This is a genomic window from Paenibacillus sp. FSL P4-0113, assembly GCF_038009305.1.
In the GTDB taxonomy this organism is placed as follows: domain Bacteria; phylum Bacillota; class Bacilli; order Paenibacillales; family Paenibacillaceae; genus Paenibacillus; species Paenibacillus polymyxa_D.
Genome location: NZ_JBBPAZ010000001.1, coordinates 780129 through 802015, shown reverse-complemented (window position 1 = coordinate 802015; position 21887 = coordinate 780129). Strand labels below are relative to the sequence as shown.

Here is a 21887-nt window from a genome sequence, read left to right as displayed (position 1 = left end):
AACCTAATTATAATTATTTGGGTTGACAATAAAAAAGGAACTTCCTCTTCGTTGAAAATCTTATCCATTTACATGATCATTAAATTTTGGGAGGCAAGAAGGTATGAATTTACTAAACGAGGTTATAGATTGGGGCTCGTTGGCTGAAAAAGCAATACACGGCAGCCGTGTATCGCTGGAAGAAGGCATAGCGGTACTGGAAGCCGATGATGAGGAGTTATTACCGATTATGCAAGCTGCATTTCGAGTACGACACCATTTTTACGAAAAAAAAGTAAAGCTCAACATGATCATGAACGCCAAAAGTGGCCTGTGCCCAGAGGATTGCGGTTATTGCTCACAATCTATCGTATCCACGGCGCCTGTGAACAAGTATAGTATGTTGGACAAGGAATCACTGTTGGCTGGAGCTAGGGAAGCAGTTGCACGGAGAGCAGGGACGTATTGCATCGTAGCTTCGGGCAAGGGCCCAACAGATCGGGAGCTGGATCAGGTGATTGAGGCTGTACAAGAAATTACTCATACAATGCCACTCAAAATTTGCGCTTGCTTAGGGATTCTCAAGGGAGATCAGGCACGGCGGTTGGCAGAGGCTGGGGTACATCGATACAATCATAATTTAAATACAAGTAAGGCCAACTATCCCTCGATTACAACCACACATACATACGATCAACGCGTCGAAACTGTGAAAATGGCACAATCTCACGGAATGTCTCCATGCTCTGGCGTTATTATCGGGATGGGGGAAACGAATGAGGAAATCGTTCAAATGGCTTATGCCTTACGGGAGTTGGATGCTGACTCTATTCCGGTTAACTTCTTGAATCCAGTCCCCGGAACCCCATTGGAGGGAGCAAAGCGAATATCACCTATCCAAGCTTTGAAAGTGCTGGCACTGTTCCGATTCATCTGTCCATCCAAAGAAATACGCGTTGCAGGTGGACGAGAGTTGAATTTACGCTCATTACAACCGTTATGCCTGTATGCAGCGAATTCAATTTTTGTTGGAGATTATTTAACGACAGAAGGCCAAGAGGTCACATTTGATCATCAAATGATTGAAGATCTTGGTTTTGAAATTGAGATGTGTGCCCTTTCAACCGTATAATAGAAATTGTACAAACTTGGAAGGGAGAGTTAAACAATGAGCGAAAAAGTATTTATTAGTCCAGGTAAATATGTGCAAGGGAAAAATGTGATTGATAAAACAGGTGAGTATGTTAAGCCATTAGGCCGTACTGCCTTGGTTATTGCGGACAAGCTGGTTTGGGAGATTGCAGCCGACCGCGTGGTAAAAAGTCTGGAACTGGCTGATATTACAGCAGTTAAAATTGAATTTCAAGGGGAAGCCTCCAAAAACGAAGTCAACCGTATTGTGGATCAGGGACGAAGCGCCCAGGTCGACATTGTCATTGGTGTAGGTGGCGGTAAAACGCTGGATACCGCTAAAGCTGTAAATGAACTTCTCGGTTCCTCAGTTGTGATTATTCCAACGACTGCTTCTACAGATGCTCCTACTAGTGCACTATCCGTTTTGTACACCGACGAAGGTGCATTTGATACGTATTCCTTTTTCAGTAAAAATCCGAGCCTGATCCTGGTGGACACAAAAGTCATATCTCAAGCACCGCCCTTATTCCTCTCCTCAGGCATTGCAGATGCCATGGCGACGTGGATTGAAGCCCGTGCGGTCATTGAAGCTCGCGCAACGACAATGGCTGGTGGTTTGCCAACCTTGGCGGCAGAAGCCATTGCGTCCAAGTGTGAGGAAGTTCTTTTCGATTACGGACTGCAGGCATACGAATCCGTGAAACGTAAAGTCGTTACACCTGCGCTTGAAGCGGTAGTGGAGGCGAATACGTTGCTAAGCGGTTTGGGCTTTGAAAGCGGCGGTTTGGCAGGCGCACATGCGATTCACAATGGTTTTACCGTTCTGGAAGGAGATATTCATCACCTAACACATGGTCAGAAGGTAGCTTTTGGCACCTTAGTCCAGCTTGCCTTGGAAAAAAGACCTTTGTCCGAGGTGGAGCGGTATATTGACTTTTATCTAAAACTCGATCTGCCTGTCACGCTGGAAGACATTAAGCTACAGGAAACTTCCCGAGAGGATTTGTACCGGGTAGCTCAGGCTGCTACCAAAGAAGGCGAAACTGCTCACAATCTACCATTTGCTGTCACAGCGGATGATGTGCTTGATGCAATTTTAGCGGCTGACCAGTATTCACTTGCCTATAAGGCCAAAATTGGACATAGAAACTAACTCCATACGAAATAAAGTAGATTCAAAGGCCGCTGATCAGCGGCCTTTTTTCCATTATTTAACTTGCAACTTATGTTATGATTTTTATGGTACATAATCAGGAAATGCCGGGAGTATATTTAGGGCTCCCCTAAAATTTGAGAGGAGTTTAGCGATGGCAAAATGGAACGTAGAAGATCAAGGTATTCAATATACTATTGAGTACAAGCGTGGCTTAACTGGCGGGAGAATTATTGTGAATGGAAGCGAGCAGAAGGTTAAAAGCCAGAATGCATTTTTGAACTTGATTGATTTTCCTATTAAATTGAAAGAAAAAGCTGTAAATGTTGTTGTCATTGGTAACAAAGCGGATTTAGCTGTGGACGGTGTATATCTTGGGTCCAATCAACCTTATGTTCCTGTGAGTAAAGTTCCGGGCTGGAGTTGGGCTTTTGTCGTGGTCAGCTTGGTTATAGGATTGCTATTTTCGGGGATTTTCGGTGTGTGTATAGGAATATTGGGCAGCATGTTTTACGTGAAATCATCTTTATCCATGCATCAAACCACCAATCGAAGAGTTGTAAATTGCTTTATTGTCTTTTTCATCATCAGCGTGATACAAATTGTTTTTGGAATTGCAGCGAATTCTTGGATTAACACGTTGTAAAATAGATCAACTTAGCCTAAGGTTGAAGCAAGAAGGCTCTCACGCATGAAGCGGTGAGAGCCTTTTGCTGTGTTAGATCGCCCAATTTCCTTTACGGAAGATAGGTTCCTCAGTACCGTCCTCAGTAACGCCGTTGATGTCCATTTCACCTGAACCGATCATAAAGTCGACGTGAGTCAGACTGGAATTCAGGCCGTTGGCAGCCAACTGCTCTTGAGTCATATCCTTGCCGCCTTTAAGGTTAAATGCATAAGCATTACCGATGGCCAAGTGGTTAGAGGCATTTTCATCAAACAACGTATTATAGAATAAAATATTTTTATCAGAGATAGGTGACTTGTGAGGTACAAGAGCAACCTCACCCAGGTAGTGTGAACCTTCATCCATTTCTACGAGATGCTGAAGAGTTTCCAAACCGGTTTCTGCCTGTACATCGACAATACGTCCATTTTCAAAAGTCAGTGAAAAGTTGTCGATGATATTTCCGCTGTAGCTAAGTGGCTTGGTGCTGCTGACCTTACCGTTCACTCCCGTTTTAAGCGGAGCTGTAAACACTTCCTCAGTAGGCATATTGGCTACAAAAGTATGTCCCTGTTGGTTGACGCTTTCAGCCGCTACCCACAGATGATCTTTTGCCAATTCGATGGTGAGATCTGTGCCTGGAGCCAGATAATGCAGCTTTTTATAGCGTTTGGCATTTAAAATATCAGATTTACTGGAAAGGGTTTTCAAATGCTCTTTCCATGCCTCCACGGGGTTATCCAGATCCACACGCACGGTGCTGAAAATGGCATCCCACAGTTTATCCATTTGCTCGGAAGCTGGCAGATCAGGGAATACTTTGGCAGCCCATTCTGCAGAAGGATAAGCAATCAGAGACCAACTGAATTTGTCAGCCATTTGATATTCGCGGTATTGACGTAATTCATGTGACCGCACGCGCTGAGCAGCAGTAATTCGGCTGGACGGAATCCCCTGAAGCAAATCCGGATTTTCTGCAATGACATGGAGGACAGCTGCGCCATTTTCGACCTCTTCAGTCATTTCGGCTGCGTACCATTTGGGAGCAATATTAAAAGTTTCATCAGGAGCTAGTTCATACTGTAATCGAGTAATGGTCTCATCACTCCATTTTACTGTAACCAGCTTGGCTCCGGCAGTATACGCTGATTTGACGATAAGTCTCACGAGTTCGGCGGACAAAATTGGTGCATGAACGATGAGTGTCTGCTCAGGATGGACATTGGCGCCGACCCGAACGGCTAACTCGGCATATTTTTGCAATTTTTGTTGAAAATCTGACATGTAACTTTCCTCCATTTCACGAAAAGCCTTAAATAAGGCTTGGGTAACTTGCACAGTTTTTTTGCAAATTCCACACATAGCTTATATATTGTACAATGTAACGAAAAGGTTCACAAATTAGTTTTGGTACTATTTAGTGAAAATGAAAGGGCGGATAGATGAATGACAGAGCAAAATTCACCTCAGGAAGTGAAAGAAGTACATATTCAACAGGCACAAATGACAAGAGATGAGAATGGTGCTTATTTGGGCCAAGTGGTATTTGGAGTAGACGGGCAGAGTTCTGTATATGAAATCACATTCCACAGTAAAAGGGGAAAGGAATGGGATTACAGTCTCCATTTTGCGGGAGAGCCACGGGTGGAGGAAGAGATGCTGCAAATGGATAGCTGGATTGAAGAGAACGATGATTTATTCGACTATTTGCTAGATACGGCATGGAGCAAATTACCCGAGTAATGTAAACATGGTCTATTTTCGTGACAAGCGGATTATATTTAGCAGTGTCCGCATAATCTGCTGACATGGGGGAAGCCTAAAGGTCGATATTAACAGTAAATTCCATGTGAATAGGAGGGTGAAGCTTTGGCAAATCATCTGTTCACCGAAGGAATGACGGCAAATGAAGAGGCTGCTCCCGATCTCCTGAGCTTACGGACGCTATTTGTAAATATGTGTTTTATTGGGGAGCCAGGAAGCCGTTCCTGGGTGCTGGTGGATACGGGGATGACAGGATTTACGGACTCGATTATACGCCTGGCAGAGGAACGGTTCACTGGCCCTCCGATCGCTATTGTGCTTACACATGGTCATTTTGATCATGTAGGTTCGGTTATTGAGTTGGTACAGCATTGGGGTACACCTGTTTATGCACATCCTTTGGAATTACCTTATTTGACGGGAATGAAGGATTATCAAAAACCTGACCCTAGTGTAGGGGGAGGTTTAATGTCGGGCATTTCCTTCTTATACCCCAGTGATGCTATAGATCTCGATGATCGCATCACCTCCCTGCCCCAAGATGGCAGTGTCCCTGGTGCCCCTGGTTGGAAGTGGCTGCACACGCCAGGACATACGCCTGGTCATGTATCGCTTTTTCATGAGCGAAGAAGGTTAATGGTGGCCGGTGACGCTTTTATTACGGTGAAACAGGAATCGGCACTGGCCGTTATTTTACAGGAAAAAGAAATACACGGGCCTCCTGCGTATTTTACAACAGATTGGCAAGCTGCGCAGCGCTCGGTGGAAATGCTGGCCAAGTTAAAGCCTGAGATTGCAGTTACAGGACATGGTCATTACATGCATGGTGCTGAGCTGACAGATCAGCTAGAGCGACTGGCAGGAGATTTTGAGCACATGGCTGTACCCAAACAAGGGCGTTATGTGTAGTCATGTGTGAAGGACGATGCCTTGCGGGGCATCGTTTTTTTTGTGGACGTGGAATTTTTTTGCTCAGCATGGTATAGTCAAGCCAAAAGCTAAACGCTTTCATTAAACATCGTCATTTCATCAAGGAGGATTTTTTGATGACACAACAACATGCTGCAATTGGTGATCTTTATTATGGAATACCGGCGATTCGTCTTAAATTTGGACGATATGAAGCGGTTGCCCTGCCGGGAAACGGCGCAAATCTGATTTCTTTTCGTGACAATGAAACGGGATATTCTTTTCTGCGTGAGCCAGATGCTGAGAGCATAGAGGCTTTTAAGCAAAGCCCGTCCGTTTACGGAATTCCTTTCCTGTTCCCTCCGAATCGGTATGAGGATGGAAAATTCCTGTGGAATGGTGTTACATATGAGCTGCCGATAAATGAAGAGGCGACCCACAACCATCTGCACGGCTTTTTACACACTGTTCGGTGGGAGGTCGAGGACTACGGTTCCGGGGAGCAGGGCAGCTATGTGGTAATGAATCAGCATGTAAGGGAAGGACATCCCATGTTCCGCTATTTACCCTTCACCTTTACCATGAAACTAACGTACAGTCTGGACGAATTTGGCCTGCATCAGCGTTATGTGATCCATAACGAGGGCGATCAACCGATCCCCAATTTATTTGCCTTTCACACAGCGATTCGCGTTCCGTTCGTACCCGATAGCTCGCCTGAGGACTACAAGATTAAGGTCACAATCGGTGAGCGTCGTGAGCTGACGGAACGGTTGTTGGCCACAGGTCAGTTCCAGCCTTTATCTCCGGAAGAGGAACTGCTGAAGACGACGGGAGTTAGTCCTTATTTTGCCTCTATGGATAATCATTACACGGCAGCTCCGCAAAATGGACGCAACTACATGGAACTGACACACAGTAAGACAGGTGCTACCCTCGTATACGATGTAGGTACAGCTTATAAGCATTGGATGATCTGGAATAACAAAGCGAACAAGGAATTCGTCTGTCCTGAGCCGCAAATGAACATGATCAATGCACCGAATCGTCCGGACTTGCCTGCGGAGGAGATCGGATTGATAGCACTGGCTCCAGGCCATATTTTTGAAGCAACCAGCCGTTTGTATTGTATTACACCTAATAAATCGAAATCCTAGCATTTAAATTTATCCTTATAGGCCTGTATCGTGTCCAACGGTGCAGGCTTTATTTGGGGTTGTAAAGCACAGGTAAGGGCCAATGGGGAAGGAGGACGAAAAAGGTTGCAGAATGCCAAGCAGTCATAGTATGATACGAAACAGGAGATGATCAGATGAATTTTCCTTTTCAAGCCGTCAAACGCAAGCAAATCGCCGATGAAGTAGCTGAACAGCTGCAACGAAAAATTGCTGCTGGTGAATGGGATGTGGGCACTAAGATTCCAAGCGAACCTGAGCTCATGAAGCTATTCGGAGTCGGGCGATCTACAGTACGTGAAGCGGTTAGCGTTCTGGTGCATGCCGGTCTATTAGAGAAAAAGCAAGGACACGGAACTTTTGTTTGCCAACCGACAACTTCTCATGAGCCATTGGATTACCGTCTAAGCCGTGCTGAAATTATAGAGGTTTATGAAGTGCGGAGTGTGTTGGAACTAGAGATTGCCAGATTGGCTGCGTTACGTCGTAAAGACGAGGATCTACGCTTGATGCGTGAGGCGCTGGATCGTCGTGCTGCAACCCTGGCCGCTGGAGATATGAACGGGTATTTGGATGCGGATATCACTTTTCACTTGGCTGTTGCCGGAGCTACACGCAATAAGGTGCTTACAGATGTATATGGCAGCTTTGTAGAGGCCATTCGCAAGGCGTTGAACAATCTCATTACCGATCCGGCGATGCAAAATCATTTTACTGTGCAGCATGAAAAAATATATGAAGCAATCCGGGATCAGGATGGCAAGGCTGCCGAGCTGTATAGTATTCAACATTTGGACGGCACCAAGCTGGAGCTGCAAAAGCATATGGGAAGTTCATAATTTTTTTACTTTTAAACATCAGATGATCTGATGAATAAAATCTTTAACCTTCTACTTGAGCATCTCCTAAAATCAAACCAAAGGTGGTATCTGTATGCGCAAAATATGGGTGTTGGACACAACGTTAAGAGATGGAGAACAATCACCAGGAGTTAGCTTAACTAGCACGGAAAAGGTGGAAATTGCCCTTCAGCTGCAAAAATTAGGCGTAGATCGGATTGAGACCGGCTTTCCAGCAACCTCGCCTGGTGAGATCACCAGCATGCAGGAGATTGCCAAACAGGTTACCCAAGCGACACTGGTTGGTTTTGCGCGCTCGAAAGAACAGGATATTGATGCGGTCAGAGAGGCGCTACGAGGAGCAGAGGATGCCTGTCTTCATTTGTTTCTGGCTACCTCACCTATTCACCGCCACCATAAGCTTCGAATGGATAAAACGAAAGTATTAGAGACCGCTGCTGCTGCCATTCGTTATGGACGCAAGTATTTCAGCAAGGTAGAATTTTCAGCAGAGGACGCCAGTCGTACCGAACTGGACTTTATTTGTGAGGTCGTAGATATGGCGATTCGTGCTGGAGCGACAGTCGTCAATTTACCGGATACGGTGGGATATGCCTCGCCGGATCAGTTCGGTGAAATGTTTAGAATTGTAAAACAACAAGTGCCCGGTATCGAAAAAATACAACTTAGCACACATTGTCATGATGATCTTGGTATGGCAACAGCTAACACGCTGGCGGCCATCCGTAATGGTGTAGACCAATTTGAAGGTACCATCAATGGCATCGGTGAGCGAGCCGGAAATACACCTATCGAAGAAGTTGCACTGGCCCTTGACACCAGAACCGAGCTTTATGGTGCACAAACGAGTCTGGTTTTGGAGGAACTGTATGCTACCAGTCGCCTGGTGAGCAAACGAACGGGGATGTCGGTGCCGGGAAACAAGGCCATTGTTGGAGCCAATGCGTTTGCTCACGAGTCTGGTATACACCAAGACGGAATGCTTAAAGAGCGTACAACATATGAGATCGTGTCCCCTGAGCGTATTGGTCTGAAGACGAGTAAACTTGTGTTGGGCAAGCACTCGGGTCGACATGCATTTAAAGAAAAACTGGCGGACATGGGCTTTGATGCTTTGACGGAGGAACAGCTGCAAGAGACGTTCCGCAAATTCAAAGCATTGACGGATAAGAAAAAACAGGTGTTGGATGAAGACTTGCTCGTCCTGATGGACGAAAGCCGCAATGCCTCGCCTCAAATGTACACACTGGATTCCATTCAGGTGTCTTATGGTAATCAGTCGGTTCCAGTCGCATCCATTCGATTGGGTAAACAAGATGGGACAGCAATTGATGAAGTGGCAATGGGTAACGGTTCTGTAGATGCGATTTTCCATGCTATAGACAAGGCCAGTGGTGAAGAGGTGGAGTTGGAGGATTATTCGATCCAATCTGTAACTTATGGCAAAGACGCATTGGGGGAAGTGCACGCCATTTTGAGGCAAGGAGAGTACACAGCTCTGGGAAGAGGCACAAGTACTGATATTTTGGAAGCTAGCGCCAAAGCTTACATCGATGCGCTGAACAAGCTACTGGGCAGAAAAGAAGTGCATGCCAAAAGCAATATCACCATTAGTTGATCCTAGTGGTCAGGCTTGTAGACGAATTTTCCTTCTTCCTCCTCTGGACTCATCGTAAAAAAGCGCTTGCAAAATAAATGATAACATTTGAAATTTAATGTATAATAGGCAAGAGAGATCACCATATTTTGTCTGAATTACATAGGCCAAGAGGAGGAAATGAGTTGAACTACCGCATTGAAAAGGATACGTTGGGCGAAATCAAAGTACCGGCAGACCGTCTGTGGGGAGCGCAAACACAGCGCAGCAAGGAAAATTTCCCGATTGGCTCGGAGAAAATGCCATTAGAGGTCATACAGGCGTTCGCGGTGCTTAAAAAGAGCGCGGCGATCAGTAACTATAAGCTGGGTAAGTTATCACAGGAGAAGCAGGACGCCATTATTTATGCAGCGGACGAGATTCTCGCAGGGCGGGTTGATGACCATTTCCCGTTGGTTGTATGGCAGACAGGGAGCGGAACGCAGTCCAATATGAATGTGAATGAAGTGATTGCTCATCTGGGAAGCCAATGGTTACAAGAGCAGGGAAAAGATACGAAGCTGCATCCCAATGACGATGTTAACATGTCGCAAAGCTCAAATGATACGTTTCCTACGGCGCTTCATGTAGCGGGTGTCATTGCAGTGGAGGACCGTTTGTTGCCTGCTATCGATAAGCTCAAAGAGACTTTTCAACAGAAGTCAGAGCAATTCAAGGATATTATAAAAATTGGGCGAACCCATTTACAAGATGCGACACCGCTTACGCTGGGTCAGGAAATAAGTGGTTGGTATGCAATGTTAGACAAGAGCAAGCGAATGATAATCGACACGGTGCAATACATGAAGGAGCTGGCGATTGGCGGTACAGCGGTGGGGACTGGAATTAATGCTCATCCAGAGTTTGGCTCCCGAACCTCAGCGGAAATTTCCAGTTTCACTGGCAAAACGTTCACTTCCGCACCCAATAAATTTCATGCACTGACTAGCCACGATGAAGTGGTGGCCGTACATGGAGCAGTCAAAGCGCTCGCTGCCGATTTGATGAAAATCGCCAATGATGTTCGTTGGCTGGCAAGTGGTCCGCGTAGTGGCTTGGGCGAAATCACGATTCCTGCTAACGAGCCAGGTAGCTCCATCATGCCCGGCAAGGTAAATCCGACCCAGAGTGAAGCACTGACGATGGTCGCTACGCAAGTCATGGGTAATGATGCAGCTATCGGCTTTGCAGCAAGTCAGGGTAATTTTGAACTGAACGTGTTTAAGCCAGTAATCATATACAATTTTTTGCAGTCTGTTCATCTGCTGGCCGATTCCATCATTGCTTTTAATGACAACTGTGCCGTTGGCATTGAGCCTGATCTCACGAAGATTGAGCACAATTTGAATAATTCACTGATGCTGGTGACGGCATTGAATCCACATATCGGATATGAAAATGCCGCTAAAATCGCCAAACTTGCACATGCAGAAGGGCTGTCCCTAAAAGAAGCGGCACTCCGCAGCGGACTGTTGACTGAAGAACAGTTCGATCAATATGTTGTACCTGCGCATATGATTCATCCTAAAGCCTAAAGCACGACGATTGTCTCTGCTTAAGCCTTATAAAAAATATACAAACCAGCTCATGGAGTGCGATTTAGCACAAACCATGAGCTGGATTTTTTATTTTATTATATAATTTTTTGTTTAGAATTAGTATTCTGTGTGATTTGAGGGTATATAGATAAAAGGCGAAAAATTGAACATCTATTTTCAAGATAGGAGAAGCCGTATGGAACAGACAACCGTTATTAATTTTATTGTGCTTTTGCTGTCCGGCTTGCTGCTGGTCGGTGTGCTGACTACCAAATTTTCCAGCCGTTTCGGTATGCCTGCGCTTGTTTTGTTTATTGCCGTAGGCATGGTGCTCAGTCAGTTTATTTATTTTGATAATGCCTTTATCACACAACTAGTTGGCATTCTCGCGCTCATTGTAATCTTGTTTGAAGGCGGGATGCAGACAAAGTTTGCAGATGTTAAGCCAGTTATTCGACCTGCGTTGTCATTATCAACCTTGGGGGTCATCATTACGACTGTAGTCATTGGCGTCTGCGCCAAGTTTATTTTAGGCGTAAGCTGGATGGAATCCATGCTGTTTGGCGCTATTGTTGGTTCGACGGATGCGGCAGCCGTGTTTTCCGTTCTAGGAGGTAAAAACATCAAAAAGCGAATTACCTCGACGCTTGAAGCGGAATCCGGTAGTAATGACCCGATGGCTGTATTTCTCACAGTAACATTGATTGAGCTGATACATCACCCTGAGCAATCCATTTGGATACATATCTTGTTATTTTTATGGGAAATGGGCTTTGGTTTAGCCGTTGGTTTTGTACTCGGACGCTTAGGTGTATATGCCATTAATAAAATGAATTTTGATTCATCCGGTTTGTATCCTGTGATGGCATTGGCATTTGCGGTCTTGACGTATGCGGCGGCATCGTTACTAGAGGCAAGCGGATTGCTGGCGGTGTATGTCATGGCGATTGTATTGGGAAATTCCGACTTGACCTACAAGCGATCTATTATTCATTTTAACAATGGCTTTGCCTGGATGGTGCAGATTATGATGTTTGTCCTGCTCGGGTTATTGGTCTTTCCCGATCAATTGCTGGGCATTGCATGGCAAAGCTTGGCGCTCTCCTTCATCCTCATGCTCGTGGCTCGTCCAATAGGCGTGTTCCTAAGCTTGCTTTTTTCCAGGTACTCTGTGCGCGAGAAAACACTGTTATCCTGGGCAGGACTGCGTGGGGCGGTACCTATTGTACTCGCAACCTATCCTTTACTGGATGAGATGGATGTAGGACCTTTGTTTTTTAATGTTGTATTTTTCGTCGTGCTCACTTCTGCAATTATTCAAGGTACCACTATTTCGTGGCTAGCGGTGAAGCTTGGCTTGATGGACCCTAACGAGACGTCGTCTCCATCACTGCTGGAATTAGTTTCTCTGGGAAAAACTACTTCGGAAATCAACCACATTCAGGTACAAAATGGGATGTCGATAGCGGGCAAAGCGATTCAGGATATACAGTTGCCTGAAGATATTTTATTCACAGCCATCATTCGGAACGAGCAAATTATTGCCCCGAGAGGCACGACGGTGATTGAACCGGGCGATACTTTGTACGTGCTTAGTCCCAAACTCAAGCGACAGCAGATGAAAGAGCTGTTCATGCTGCTCGAACCGGAGGCTGCTCCGTAAATAGGATATCACCCCTACATTTCAGTCCTTCACATTTATGTGAAGGGCTTTTTAATGTATTCTTTTTCAGAGTGGATGAATCTGTTAAAAAATTGACACTATCATTCTACAAAATTAGTTTATGATATTGTCGTTAGATGTCGCAGCCTATCGTTACGGATCATTTGATGGGCAATAGTGATGAAATACGATAGAAGTCACCAAACAGGAGAGATGATAAATGAAACCGGAAGTCTTGCCACAGCGTGCAGCAGCTCGCAGGCAGAAAAATAAGAAAAAGAAACGAAAAGGAAAATTTGGTCGCTTTATGCTGCGACTTTTTATTGTATTCCTGTTAGCGGGAATTGGGGGTGGTGCATGGTTGTTTTTAACCCCTTCTGGCAAGGACATGCGCTATCTGGCTGCGGACACGCTGATTACGACTCAGCATCGTCACTGGGCGAAATATTTTATCGGCGAAGCAGAAGCGAAGAAACGAGTGGCTGAATATTCAGCCCGGTTCGAAGAGATGGGTGAGGAGAAGGATAGACATACAATCAACTTGCCTGATCTGATACCCACCAAAGTACAGCAAACGCCGTTGGTTGAAGTGGAAGAAGTGTCGGGTCGTAACTATCATGGCTATGTTATGACGGTGCATGACCCCACTAAAATTAGGCTCGGGATTCCAGCTAAAGTCGGCCGGGGAGAACATGTATCTAGCATGGTCGAGCGTTTGGGGGCTGTTGCTGGCGTAAATGGCGGTGGCTTTGCTGACCCCAACTGGAATGGGAATGGTTTTAAACCGATTGGCGTTGTCATTTCCCAGGGTAAGATATACTACAATGATATGGGGAGAAATGCCTCTGTTCAAATCGTAGGTATTGATAAACAGGGGAAAATGATAGCCGGTCACTATTCGTTGTCCGAGTTGTCCAAAATGAATGTGCAAGAAGCGGTTACTTTTCAACCACGTCTAATCGTGAATGGGAAAGGTCTGATTCGCAATGCAAGCGAGGGGTGGGGAATTGCCCCCCGTACCGCAATGGGGCAAAGAGCTGACGGTGCCATTATATTCGTGACCATCGACGGTCGTCAGCCTGGGTACAGCATTGGTGCCAACTTGTATGATATGCAAAATATTTTGCTTAAACATGGAGCAGTTATCGGTGCTAATCTGGATGGAGGTTCTTCAACGGTGCTAGTCAAGGATAATGCCATTGTAAACAAGCCTTCTTCTGAATACGGAGAGCGGTATTTGCCGACTGCGTTTCTCGTATTTGAGCATCCAGAGACCGTTAGTATCCCGAACATATGGGAAGGTTTGAATCCTGGAGACATTGACGCAGCCAAAAAGAGATAGGTCAGGAATGAACAAGTTCATTCAGTGAACGGAGACTGATGATGAAGCTAAAACGAGCAGGATTTCAGCGATTGTTTGTCGCCTTGTTAATGCTATCCTTACTCTTGACCACAATGCATCAGGCGGCTGCCGAAGCTACTAAACAGGGTGCCATAGCGTCTCAATCAACGCAGTTCATAGATATTGTTATAAACGGACAACCTATTGACAGCAAGGCTAAACCTCTATTGATCGACGGGAAGCTCATGGTTCCGCTTAAATCTTTAGCCGAAGCTGTAGGTGCAACCTACCACTGGGATGTCAAAAAGAAGCAGATTACGCTACAAAAGTGGGCAGAACCCTTGGTTCTTAAGGAGCGGTCACGTAAGAACCAGCAGCAACTTACCTTTGAGGTTGTAAGTGAAGAAGTATATATACCTCTGAGAGATGTTTCGCTTGATTTAGGTTATACGTTGGAGAAGACAAATACACAGATTCAGATTCAGCCGCCGATTCACGGTAAACTAAAAGAACAAATATATGAGGGAGATCTCGTGGCAGCACGCGAAGCGTTAATCCGCATAAACAGAAGTTCTGTCCATCCTTATATAGAACCACACCGTCCTAACACTGAGCTTCTGTCCAGTGTCTACATGTTCCCCCAAGGTGAAGCATTACGGTATTTTACAGTGAACGGGGATGTGCTGAGTCTGATTGAAGTGAAGGACGGTTTTCCGATTGTCACCTATCAAGGGTATGTGGGAGCTCCCTTTGATAAAGAATTTACAATGGAATACGACCCGCTGGGGCGTTTTTTGGAGAATAAAGCCAAAAATCAGTGGGGAACTTATCCGAAAATAAATAAGCCGCTGATCTACGAGTTCACTACAGGATGGGGAGACAGCAGTACCACTTTCTATGGGCGTATTACTACGGATAAAAAAGAAGAACTGCTGGGTACTACTGGTGATCCGATAACTGGACTCCCGGCTAATACCAAACAAATTATGAAAACCTTCAAGCTGCCGTGGGAATCGCGTACAGATGCCCAGCAGGTGATGGAATAAGTTAAAAGCAGCAATAGCAAATGAAAATATAAGTAGCGCGGATCGTTGAAGTAAAGATACTTCCGGTACGCGCTTTTTTCGATAGGATTTGTACTTTTGTTGCTTCGTGCTTGCGTAAATATCTATTAAGCATCATTATCTGCTTCGAGAAACACGGAGATCAGAATTCGGGCGTTGTTTTCTCCCACATTTTTGACATAGTGGGGGATGGCTGCTCTCCAGCTAAAGGAATCTCCTGCTTCCAGGGTAGCTGTATCCTCGCCTTGCTCCACGTATACCGTGCCCTCCAAGATAAAATGAATCTCATCCCCTGCATGAGCATGCTCTTCTTCTGTAGATGAGCCGGGCGGCATTTCAACGAGCATCATTTTGACGTTACCCTGCCCCCCCAAATGATCGACCTGGAGCTTGTTTTTACCATATAAGGTTTTACGGCGCTCGTCCTTGCGAATCACTTGCATCCGTTCCTCATCTTTAAGAAGCAGAAAAGCGAGAGGTACGTTTAGCGCATTAGCGATGCTGTCCAATGTAGCGATGGAAGGGGAGGTTTTATTATTTTCTACTTGACTCATAAACCCTTGCGATAGTCCGGTTCGTTCGCATATTTGCTGAATGGATAAATTTTTACGTTTACGAGCAGCGCGTATGTTGCATCCTATACTCATAGAGCGTTCCTCCTATAAGGAAATATAATATATACTAATGTAATATTTATCATACCAAATATTTTGTTGACAGACCACTGTTTCTTATGATAAATTCACATTACAAAATAATTATTTCTATTACTAATAATTCGACTTTGATTCACAGTCATGTGTAGCGGCATAGATTCAGACAGTATTATTTTTTCAACCAAATTATTAGTAATATAAATTAATTATTCATATGCACTTGTGTGAGTGTAATAAACAAACAGAATGGAGAGATAAATATGAGTTCAGCAAGCAAAAATATTTCTACAATTATGCGGGTGGCACTGGGAATTTTGTTTTTGGCACACGGAATTGCTAAATTCCAAATGGGGTTGGGTAATGTAGCAGGCTGGTTTTCCAGCATTGGCGTTCCAGGATTTTTAGGTTATGTCATTGCGGTGATTGAGTTGGTCGGCGGAATTGCATTGATTCTTGGATTACTTACCCGCTATGTATCTGGGCTATTTGTGATTGTTTTGATCGGCGCTATTTTTACAGCAAAATTGTCCGGCGGGTTGATGGGGAATGGCCAAGGAGCTGGCTATGAACTGGATATTGCTTTTATTCTTGTAGCACTTCATCTGGTATTTGCACCAACGACTCGCTTGTCTCTGGATTCGTTGATCGGCCGTCGTGAGTCAACCGAACAATAATTTTTGAATAGCTTTAGTCCTCCAATCCATGTAGAAAGAGGGAAATCTCATGACAGCACATATTCATGACAACACCAAAATCGGGCAGGTTTCATTAAAAGTAAGCAACTTGGAACGTTCTATTCAATTTTATACAGAGGTCGTTGGTTTTCAGCTGCTGCGTCAAACGGCGGATACCGCTGAATTGACTGTCGATGGGAAGCATGCGTTACTGATCCTTAACTATATTGAAAATGCAGTTATTCTGCCGCGCCAGTCCGCAGCCGGATTATACCACTTTGCTATTCTTCTACCGAACCGTGTAGCTCTGGGCCTGTCTTTACGTAATCTGCTGGCTCATGAGATTGAAATCGGACAGGGAGACCATGATGTAAGTGAAGCCCTATATATCCATGACCCCGATAATAACGGAATTGAAATCTATACAGATCGTCCCCATGATCAGTGGAAAAAGGATGAAAATGGATTTTACATGATGGGAACAGATCCCGTGGATGCAGAAGACTTGGTTGCGATTTCCGAGAATTTACCTTGGCAGGGACTACCTCAGGGAACGGTAATCGGGCACGTCCACTTCCATGTGTCTAATTTGCTCAAAGCACAGCAATTTTATTGCGATGTGCTTGGCTTTGACATTACGTGCCGGTATGGCTCTTCAGCCTTGTTCGTTTCCGCAGGTGGTTACCACCACCATATGGGCTTGAATATATGGGCAGGTGAAGGAGTCCCACCAGCTCCTGAGCACGCTGCCGGACTGGATTATTTTGAATTGATCGTACCAGATCAGAATGAATTGAATGCCGTTGTGGCTCGTTTAGAGGCAGCAGGCTATGGGGTGCAAGAACGCGATGGCGCCAAGTATGTAGCTGATCCGTTCCGCATTCAAATTAAACTGGTTAACGGTCAAATCTCGTAACATAGAAGGAACTCAACAGAAACAGAAAAGGGTATTCCTATAAGCCGTAAAGGCTGGGAATACCCTTTTTTCGTATACCTAGAACAAGCTCCAATCCAAATCCCGAGACATCGTCTCCAGCAAGTGTACACCAGCTGTACTGTTTCCCATACGGTTCAGAGAAGGTCCAACCAGTCCAATGCCATAGCGTCCAGGTACCATCGTCATAATACTGCCTGATACGCCGCTTTTGGCAGGTAGTCCGACTTGAATGGCGAATTCCCCTGAAGCGTCATACATGCCGCATGTCGTCATAAATGTTTTGGCGATCTGTACATAGCGGCGGGGAATCAGCGGTATACCTGTCACCGGATCACGGCCGTTGTAGGCTAGTACAAGTCCCATACGTGCTAAATCTGTACAGTTCAATTTGACAGCACAATGTCTGAAATAAACTTCAAGCACATCCTCCACATGACCTCTTAAAATACCTTTTTCCATTAGAAAATAAGCAAGAGAACGGTTCAAATGGCCTGTAGCTGATTCTGAGTCGTAGACATCCTGATCATATTCCAATGTGTCATTGTGGGTAAGCAGGCGGAAAAATTGGAGAACACGGGCAAATTTCTCTTCTGGACTGTTTCCGCGAATCAGAGAGGAGATCGCGATTGCCCCCGCGTTAATTAGTGGGTTAAACGGAATCCCCGGCTCAACCAGTTCTAGTTTCAACATGGAATTAAAACGGTCTCCGGTAGGCTCCATACCCACCTTAGAGAAGACAACGTCCTCTCCATTATCCATCAAGGCCAGAATGAGCGTAAATACCTTTGAAATACTTTGCATCGTAAATTGGATTTCCGTATCCCCGGCTACCACGGTTTCACCTGCACCGTTCATTACAACAACACCAAGCGCGTTGGCCGGGGCTTTGGACAGTTCGGGAATATATGCTGCTACCTTGCCATGAATATACTCATGACGGCTTTGTTCTACCCATTCCGGCAGTTTGGTCTGTAATCTCTGCCACTCCGATGTCATTTCTTTTCCTCCAGTCGAGTAACCAATCTGTGGTATTTTATTGTAGAGCAAAAAGTAGCTATATACTTATTTTAAAGAAATTTTCAGTCAAAAAACAAGCTCTGATGTCATTTCTTTTTCTCCAGTTAAATACCCAACCTAATGTAATATCGGGATTATAGTTTATCCCCTGTAGTCTTCATTCTCTTCATCCAACTGCCTATCCAGAAATCACTTCTAAGTGGCACATATACCTTTTTTAGCATTGGTTCATAAGAAAGTTTCCCATCTTTAAAAAAGTTAATAGGAGAAGGAGATGAAGTGAAGCATGGTACACGGTATGTTAGCGGATTACCCGCGTGAGAAAACGATTCATCAACTGTTCGAAGAGCAGGTTGAGCGCACACCGGATCACATAGCAGTTGTATTTGGGGACAAGCACTTGACGTATGCTGATCTGAACAAACAGGCTAATCAACTAGCACATGTTTTGCGGGCTAAAGGTTTAGAACAAGACGAGGCTGTCGGAATTATGGTCGAATGCTCATTGGAAATGATCATCGGAATTTTCGGGATTTTAAAAGCTGGGGGAGCCTATGTTCCGATTGATCCTGAATACCCGAGGGAACGTATACGCTATATGCTGACGGATTCTGGTGCAAATCTCCTGCTGACCCGGCTTCCAATCCACCAGCAAACAGAACTCGCCAGTGTTGTACTGGATTTGATGGACGAGCGGAACTATGGGAAAGAAACAGGGAATCTCTCATCTAAGCAAGGTTCCGACACCCTTGCTTGCATTATGTATACGTCTGGCTCTACAGGCGTACCTAAGGGCACCCTGACGATGCACTACAATATTACACGTGTTGTTAAAAAGCCGAATTACATCCAATTCTCGACAAAAGATAGGATATTACAAGTGGCCAGTTTTTCGTTCGATGGTTCTACATTTGGTATTTATGGAGCTTTGCTTAACGGAGGCACTCTCGTTTTGAACTCACAAGATCAAACCATGAATGCACGTGAGCTATCAAGCGTCCTACGGACACAAAAGATCACGAAATGCTTCGTCACGACAGCACTTTTTAATGCATTGGTGGATGTGGATCCCGATTGCTTTGCAACAATTGAAACCTTGCTATTCGGTGGTGAGAAGGTTTCAGTCAGCCATGTGCGTAGAGCGTTTGCCCGTCTAGGTCCGGGCCGCTTAATTCATGTCTATGGACCGACGGAGAGCACGGTATTTTCTACTTATTATCATATCGATCATTTGGACGAAAATGCAAATACCGTACCGATCGGCAAACCCATCAGCAACACGAAGGTTTACATCTTGGATCAAGAGCAGCATCCTCTGCCACAGGGAGTTGCAGGTGAACTGTACATCGCTGGCGATGGATTAGTTAAAGGTTATTTGAATCGTCCAGAGCTGACAGAAGAGAGGTTTATTCAGTCTTCATGGGTACCTGGAGGCAGGTTGTATCGAACCGGAGATTTGGTGCAAGAGCAAGCGGACGGAAACATCGAATATATCAGCCGGATCGACGATCAAGTGAAAATACGGGGTTATCGAATTGAGCCTGGGGAAATAGAGTCGCATTTATTAAAAGTAGATGATATACAACAAGCGGCAGTTATTGCCCGTGAAAAGGAGGCCGGTCAAAAGCAACTGGAAGCATACTTTACGGCGACCAAAAAACTGACAGCAGATGAAATTAAAACGGCTCTCTCTATAAAGCTGCCGAATTACATGATTCCATCTTTTTATATACAACTAGAACAAATGCCATTGACACTGAATGGTAAGCTGGACCGCAAGGCACTGTTGGCCCTTGAAGAGAATATGCATGGTGGAGCAGAATATGTGTCTCCTAAGCCAGGACTGGAAACGAAGCTGATGGACATCTGGCAGGATGTATTGGGTGTGCAGCAGTTCAGTGTTTTAGATAGCTTCTTCGACCTCGGTGGGCATTCTATTCATGCGCTTACATTAATGTCGAGAATGGAGCGTGCAGGATATCACGCCACTTTAACAGACATTTACCACTATAAAACGATTCGGGCACTCGCTGATTATCTTCATTCAACTCAGAATAATATTGTAGGGTCCGAAAAGCAACAGGACATCATAAAAACAACTCAAGAGTTGATATCTTGGCTTCACCAAGAAACAGATGGTGTTTACGAGCTGGTGAAATACCAAGTAAGGGATTTTATTCACGAAGTTAGAGATATTCAGGTGCTTTACTGCGACACGGTGGCTGACGTTAACCATATCATGCGGATCATGGACGGGAAAATAACTCAAGAGCTACTGCCACACTACATTGTACCACTGCATCAAAAAACTAAAATGGCTGATCTATACTGGACCATGGATGAAGAGGTATTTTTCCAACGTCTGGGCTTAAAAAGCATGGATCTGGATCAGGTGGAAGGTTTACGCAAGCTTCTGGAAAACGATTATTTGAAAAAAGATCAGTGGATTAAAACAGGAGCAGTGGCACAAGAATATCCGCTAAGTGGAATTCAGCAAATGCAAATTTCGTTTGATACACCTCCAAGTTTAGGTATATTTAGGCTGGATGAGTGCGTGAATTACGATTTTTTGGATCAGGCTTTCGCTCATTTTGTACAAAGTCAAGGATTACTGAGAAGTGTCCCGGTCCAAAGAGATGAATGGACTTATTGGAGGGAATACGTACCTTCTAGCGATGGTTTACCAAAACTCAACATCATTGATGTGTCGGATTACAACCCATGTGGTCCCATTACGGACATGATAAATGATTATGTTACGAACACCCGTTTCGCCGAAGAACATACTTTGTTCCACATGTTTGTGCTGAAACGAAACCTTCGTGAACATTATGTCATAACTATTTATCATCATGCGATATGCGATCGGGTGACCTCGGAAGTAGCTGAAAGACAGTTGGTTGCTTACTACAGGAGTCTGCTTCAAAATCGACCCCTTCCTACGGATGAAGTGAAGCCCTATGTGGAGTATGTCAATCTAATCCAAAGTGGACCGAAAGGAATTACGGAACAAGAATTGATATCAGCCTTTAATCTGGAAGCGTTCCAAAAAAGCAAGCAAAATGTCTTCCAGGCACCAAATCTTCGAACGTGCACAGAAGCCTACCTGTTTAACGTAAGCATCCCTGCTGAAAATCCTTCTTTGGAGTTTGCGCTTTCTGTCTATACAAGGGGCTTGCAAACTTATTTAGGTATGGATAAGCTACCATTGTTATTTTTATATGATGGAAGAAGGTACGAGGAGGCGGCTTATTATAACACGGCCGGTGAATTTATTGATTTTGTACCTATGCTGATCGAACTGAAACAAAATCCGGATGAAATGATGCAGTCTGTCAGAAGCAGACTGGAATTATTAAAACACCATACGATTAATTTTATGCATCTTCTTACAAGTCCTGATTACAAAGACAAGTGGGAACGTGCCAGAACATTTGCACAGTTTGGGAAGCAGTACGAGCAACTAGACTTATTCATGTTTAACTATTTAGGAAACAGCGCTAAGGCAGACTCAAAATACAGCAATTATTATGATGAAACTATCATAAAGCAACCCAATCCGCTGCCGATCTATTCACTGTTCAATTGCATTGCTTCTTCCTACACGGACGGCCTTATTTTTTCTATACGATGCAGTTACGAGATAGAGGTTGAGGAAGTCAGGGCTGCATTTTATCAAGCTGCCGGTATGGCATCCCGGATAGGGGAGGTTTAATAAC

General features: G+C 44.8%; 18 protein-coding genes. 15 read left to right on the top strand and 3 right to left on the bottom strand.

Annotation, left to right across the window (positions count from 1 at the left end; translation table 11 throughout):
* The first annotated feature begins 103 nt into the window (after positions 1–103).
* From bioB to MKX46_RS03005, 3 genes are all read left to right on the top strand, one after another.
* On the top strand, positions 104–1111 hold the full coding sequence (gene bioB / locus MKX46_RS03015) for a biotin synthase BioB (protein ID WP_029517504.1): 1008 nt from the start codon (positions 104–106) through the stop codon (positions 1109–1111).
* A 36-nt stretch (positions 1112–1147) separates the two neighbouring features.
* Positions 1148–2266 (top strand): glycerol dehydrogenase, encoded by a 1119-nt coding sequence (locus MKX46_RS03010; RefSeq protein ID WP_029517505.1) that lies wholly within the window; start codon positions 1148–1150, stop codon positions 2264–2266.
* Between the two features lie 154 nt (positions 2267–2420).
* On the top strand, positions 2421–2912 hold the full coding sequence (locus tag MKX46_RS03005; RefSeq protein WP_341070893.1) for a hypothetical protein: 492 nt from the start codon (positions 2421–2423) through the stop codon (positions 2910–2912).
* A 72-nt stretch (positions 2913–2984) separates the two neighbouring features.
* Here MKX46_RS03005 and MKX46_RS03000 read toward each other — a convergent pair whose 3' ends face one another.
* Positions 2985–4217 carry an aminopeptidase gene (locus MKX46_RS03000; protein ID WP_341070892.1) on the bottom strand — a complete coding sequence of 411 codons (1233 nt, stop codon included), beginning with the start codon at positions 4215–4217 and terminating at the stop codon, positions 2985–2987.
* A 162-nt stretch (positions 4218–4379) separates the two neighbouring features.
* Between MKX46_RS03000 and MKX46_RS02995 the strand changes: the two genes are divergently transcribed.
* From MKX46_RS02995 to MKX46_RS02955, 9 genes are all read left to right on the top strand, one after another.
* The gene (locus MKX46_RS02995) at positions 4380–4676 is read left to right on the top strand and encodes a hypothetical protein (protein WP_023988878.1); all 297 of its coding nucleotides are present in this window, start codon (positions 4380–4382) and stop codon (positions 4674–4676) included.
* 126 nt (positions 4677–4802) lie between these two features.
* The gene (locus tag MKX46_RS02990) at positions 4803–5606 is read left to right on the top strand and encodes an MBL fold metallo-hydrolase (protein WP_039273163.1); all 804 of its coding nucleotides are present in this window, start codon (positions 4803–4805) and stop codon (positions 5604–5606) included.
* 137 nt (positions 5607–5743) lie between these two features.
* Entirely contained in the window at positions 5744–6763 is a 1020-nt protein-coding gene (locus tag MKX46_RS02985) for an aldose 1-epimerase (RefSeq protein ID WP_165146551.1), read from the top strand.
* Between the two features lie 155 nt (positions 6764–6918).
* Positions 6919–7620, top strand: coding sequence for a FadR/GntR family transcriptional regulator (locus MKX46_RS02980; RefSeq protein WP_340885588.1), 702 nt, complete (start codon positions 6919–6921; stop codon positions 7618–7620).
* A gap of 94 nt (positions 7621–7714) precedes the next feature.
* A complete protein-coding gene (locus MKX46_RS02975; protein WP_165146545.1) occupies positions 7715–9259 on the top strand; it encodes a 2-isopropylmalate synthase in 1545 nt (514 codons plus the stop codon).
* Positions 9260–9423: 164 nt separating this feature from the next.
* Complete coding sequence (fumC, locus tag MKX46_RS02970) at positions 9424–10812, top strand: class II fumarate hydratase (RefSeq protein WP_165146542.1); 1389 nt, start codon at positions 9424–9426, stop codon at positions 10810–10812.
* A 199-nt stretch (positions 10813–11011) separates the two neighbouring features.
* Positions 11012–12478, top strand: coding sequence for a potassium/proton antiporter (locus tag MKX46_RS02965; RefSeq protein ID WP_029517512.1), 1467 nt, complete (start codon positions 11012–11014; stop codon positions 12476–12478).
* A 220-nt stretch (positions 12479–12698) separates the two neighbouring features.
* Positions 12699–13820, top strand: a complete 1122-nt coding sequence (locus MKX46_RS02960) for a phosphodiester glycosidase family protein (protein WP_029517513.1) — start codon at positions 12699–12701, stop codon at positions 13818–13820.
* Positions 13821–13861: 41 nt separating this feature from the next.
* A complete protein-coding gene (locus MKX46_RS02955) occupies positions 13862–14866 on the top strand; it encodes a copper amine oxidase N-terminal domain-containing protein (RefSeq protein ID WP_029517514.1) in 1005 nt (334 codons plus the stop codon).
* A gap of 125 nt (positions 14867–14991) precedes the next feature.
* Here MKX46_RS02955 and MKX46_RS02950 read toward each other — a convergent pair whose 3' ends face one another.
* A complete protein-coding gene (locus MKX46_RS02950; protein WP_029517515.1) occupies positions 14992–15531 on the bottom strand; it encodes a helix-turn-helix domain-containing protein in 540 nt (179 codons plus the stop codon).
* Positions 15532–15800: 269 nt separating this feature from the next.
* Between MKX46_RS02950 and MKX46_RS02945 the strand changes: the two genes are divergently transcribed.
* Entirely contained in the window at positions 15801–16214 is a 414-nt protein-coding gene (locus MKX46_RS02945; RefSeq protein WP_029517516.1) for a DoxX family protein, read from the top strand.
* Between the two features lie 49 nt (positions 16215–16263).
* Entirely contained in the window at positions 16264–17130 is an 867-nt protein-coding gene (locus MKX46_RS02940; RefSeq protein WP_029517517.1) for a VOC family protein, read from the top strand.
* Positions 17131–17208: 78 nt separating this feature from the next.
* Here the strand turns inward: MKX46_RS02940 and glsA are convergent, their stop codons facing one another.
* The gene (glsA, locus tag MKX46_RS02935) at positions 17209–18147 is read right to left on the bottom strand and encodes a glutaminase A (RefSeq protein WP_029517518.1); all 939 of its coding nucleotides are present in this window, start codon (positions 18145–18147) and stop codon (positions 17209–17211) included.
* Positions 18148–18454: 307 nt separating this feature from the next.
* Here glsA and MKX46_RS02930 point away from each other — a divergent pair, with 307 nt between their 5' ends.
* Complete coding sequence (locus tag MKX46_RS02930) at positions 18455–21883, top strand: amino acid adenylation domain-containing protein (protein ID WP_341070891.1); 3429 nt, start codon at positions 18455–18457, stop codon at positions 21881–21883.
* Positions 21884–21887: the final 4 nt, after the last annotated feature.

Coding starts and splice junctions, on each gene's coding strand:
- bioB (WP_029517504.1), top strand. CDS start 104: ATGAATTTACTAAACGAGGTTATAGATTGGGGCTCGTTGGCTGAAAAA.
- MKX46_RS03010 (WP_029517505.1), top strand. CDS start 1,148: ATGAGCGAAAAAGTATTTATTAGTCCAGGTAAATATGTGCAAGGGAAA.
- MKX46_RS03005 (WP_341070893.1), top strand. CDS start 2,421: ATGGCAAAATGGAACGTAGAAGATCAAGGTATTCAATATACTATTGAG.
- MKX46_RS03000 (WP_341070892.1), bottom strand. CDS start 4,217: ATGTCAGATTTTCAACAAAAATTGCAAAAATATGCCGAGTTAGCCGTT.
- MKX46_RS02995 (WP_023988878.1), top strand. CDS start 4,380: ATGACAGAGCAAAATTCACCTCAGGAAGTGAAAGAAGTACATATTCAA.
- MKX46_RS02985 (WP_165146551.1), top strand. CDS start 5,744: ATGACACAACAACATGCTGCAATTGGTGATCTTTATTATGGAATACCG.
- MKX46_RS02980 (WP_340885588.1), top strand. CDS start 6,919: ATGAATTTTCCTTTTCAAGCCGTCAAACGCAAGCAAATCGCCGATGAA.
- MKX46_RS02975 (WP_165146545.1), top strand. CDS start 7,715: ATGCGCAAAATATGGGTGTTGGACACAACGTTAAGAGATGGAGAACAA.
- MKX46_RS02965 (WP_029517512.1), top strand. CDS start 11,012: ATGGAACAGACAACCGTTATTAATTTTATTGTGCTTTTGCTGTCCGGC.
- MKX46_RS02960 (WP_029517513.1), top strand. CDS start 12,699: ATGAAACCGGAAGTCTTGCCACAGCGTGCAGCAGCTCGCAGGCAGAAA.
- MKX46_RS02955 (WP_029517514.1), top strand. CDS start 13,862: ATGAAGCTAAAACGAGCAGGATTTCAGCGATTGTTTGTCGCCTTGTTA.
- MKX46_RS02950 (WP_029517515.1), bottom strand. CDS start 15,531: ATGAGTATAGGATGCAACATACGCGCTGCTCGTAAACGTAAAAATTTA.
- MKX46_RS02945 (WP_029517516.1), top strand. CDS start 15,801: ATGAGTTCAGCAAGCAAAAATATTTCTACAATTATGCGGGTGGCACTG.
- MKX46_RS02940 (WP_029517517.1), top strand. CDS start 16,264: ATGACAGCACATATTCATGACAACACCAAAATCGGGCAGGTTTCATTA.
- glsA (WP_029517518.1), bottom strand. CDS start 18,147: ATGACATCGGAGTGGCAGAGATTACAGACCAAACTGCCGGAATGGGTA.
- MKX46_RS02930 (WP_341070891.1), top strand. CDS start 18,455: ATGGTACACGGTATGTTAGCGGATTACCCGCGTGAGAAAACGATTCAT.